Origin of the sequence: Mesorhizobium sp. M1E.F.Ca.ET.041.01.1.1, assembly GCF_003997355.1 — a bacterium.
Lineage (GTDB): Bacteria > Pseudomonadota > Alphaproteobacteria > Rhizobiales > Rhizobiaceae > Mesorhizobium.
Genome location: NZ_RZSL01000847.1, coordinates 1 through 2,003, shown reverse-complemented (window position 1 = coordinate 2,003; position 2,003 = coordinate 1). Strand labels below are relative to the sequence as shown.

General features: G+C 61.3%; 2 protein-coding genes. One reads left to right on the top strand and one right to left on the bottom strand.

Features of this window, described 5'->3' with window-relative positions:
* Window positions 1-591: aldo/keto reductase (locus EOA38_RS34970; RefSeq protein WP_145966233.1), on the bottom strand; the 591-nt coding region annotated here is incomplete at its 3' end.
* A gap of 269 nt (window positions 592-860) precedes the next feature.
* Between EOA38_RS34970 and ppk2 the strand changes: the two genes are divergently transcribed.
* On the top strand, window positions 861-1,781 hold the full coding sequence (gene ppk2 / locus EOA38_RS34965) for a polyphosphate kinase 2 (protein WP_126094244.1): 921 nt from the start codon (window positions 861-863) through the stop codon (window positions 1,779-1,781).
* Window positions 1,782-2,003 lie beyond the last annotated feature (222 nt).

Genomic DNA, 2,003 nt, shown 5'->3' with positions numbered 1-2,003 from the left:
CTCGTATTCGGCCTCGCGTGCTTCAAGCGTGTAGTGGATCTGCTGAGTGACGAAACGCGGCTGATGATGGCTGTCGCTGACGGCAAGCGCCTTCATCACCTGCCAGCCCGAATAGTTGGAACAGCCGACATAGCGGACCTTGCCCTGGCCGACCAAGGTGTCGAGCGCGGCGATCGTCTCCTCCAGCGGCGTGACGCCATCCCATTCGTGCAGGAAATAGATGTCGATGACGTCGGTCTTGAGCCGCTTCAGGCTCCTCTCGCATTCGCGGATCAGATGATGGCGCGACAGGCCTTCGTCGTTGGGGCCGTTGCCGATCCGCATGCGCGCCTTGGAGGCGATCAGCACATCGTTCTTGCGCTTCCCGCCGAGCGCCTCGCCGACGATCTCCTCCGACAAGCCATTCGAATAGACGTTGGCGGTGTCGATGAGATTGATGCCGGCATCGAGGCAGGTATCGATGATGCGCCTGGCTTCCGAAAGGTCGGATTTGCCGACGGCGGCGAACGGACCCGTGCCGCCGAAGGTCATCGTGCCAAGGGTCAATGTCGAAACCTTCAGGCCGGAACGGCCAAGGGTGCGGTATTCCATGTCGGATCCTCGCGATTTTGTTTTGAAGAGGCGCGCGTGGCGGGCGCCGGAAAAAGCGCGATGGTATTTGTAGGACAATTCCGGCGGCTTGTCGCCCCGCTGTCGGTACGGGCCGATCACATATCGGCTAGACCAGCACCCGGCCGGGACGGCGCTTGCAATAAAACCGTCATTGCGCGTCTGTATCTCAGTCGGCTTAGGGAGTGGCGTTTCTGGCCCAGGCTGAAACGCATCCGAGGCTAAGATGGCTGACAGGCAGGAGCAGCGTGATGAACGAACTCAAACCGAATTCCGGGGCCAAGGATTGGCTGGAAGCCGAACTCGCCGACACGCTCGACGAGGATTATGAGCTGGAGATTTCCGAGCCGGCGCTGTCGCTGGAGATCGCCAGGATCTACAAGAATGCGCATCCGCCTTCTATCGAGCGCCTGACCTACTTCCGCGAGCTGCTGCGGCTGCAGTCCGAGCTGATCAAGCTGCAGTCCTGGGTCGCCTACCACAAGAAGAAGCTGGTGGTGATCTTCGAAGGCCGCGACTCCGCCGGCAAGGGCGGCGTCATCAAGCGCATCACCCAGCGCCTCAACCCGCGCATCTGTCGCGTCGTGGCGCTGCCGGCACCGACCGAGCGCGAAAAGTCGCAATGGTATTTCCAGCGTTATGTGCCGCATCTGCCGGCCGGCGGCGAGATCGTGCTGCTCGACCGCTCCTGGTACAACCGCTCCGGCGTCGAGCGCGTGATGGGCTTTGCCAACCCCGAGCAGGTGGAAGAATTCTTCCACGACGTGCCGGAATTTGAGCGCATGCTGGTGCGCTCGGGCATCACGCTGGTGAAGTACTGGTTCTCCATCACCGACGAGGAGCAGCAGATGCGCTTCCTGATGCGCATCCACGATCCGATGAAGCAGTGGAAGCTGTCGCCGATGGACCTGCAGTCGCGCGTGCGCTGGGAGCAGTACACCAAGGCCAAGGAGGAGACCTTCGCCCGCACCAACATCAAGGAAGCGCCCTGGTTCATCGTCGAGGGCAACGACAAGAAGCGGGCGCGGCTGAACTGCATCGACCATCTGCTGCAGCAATTGCCTTACGAAGATGTGCCGCACGAGGAGATCACGCTGCCGGAGCGCGTCTTCAACCCGGACTACGAGCGCCAGGTGCTGCCGCGCGAGCTTTACGTGCCGCAGAAGTATTGAGGCTCCCCCTTCTTCCCTTTGTTTGGACCGGGGACATCGCGAACAGGTGTGCGAAGACATCGCGAACAGTTTTGCATGCTATCGGGCGAGGGCATTGAGGTCGATGGTTTCTATTTTCTGATGTCTGAACCAGGCGTCGAAGACGCCGTCGGTGGCGGTGGGGCGGAAAGCGACGGACTTTCCGGCGAAGGCCCGGCACAAGCGTATGGTTCGGCCGAGAAT

Excerpts from the sequence above, each read along its gene's own strand:
- ppk2 (WP_126094244.1), top strand. The coding sequence starts at position 861 with ATGAACGAACTCAAACCGAATTCCGGGGCCAAGGATTGGCTGGAAGCC.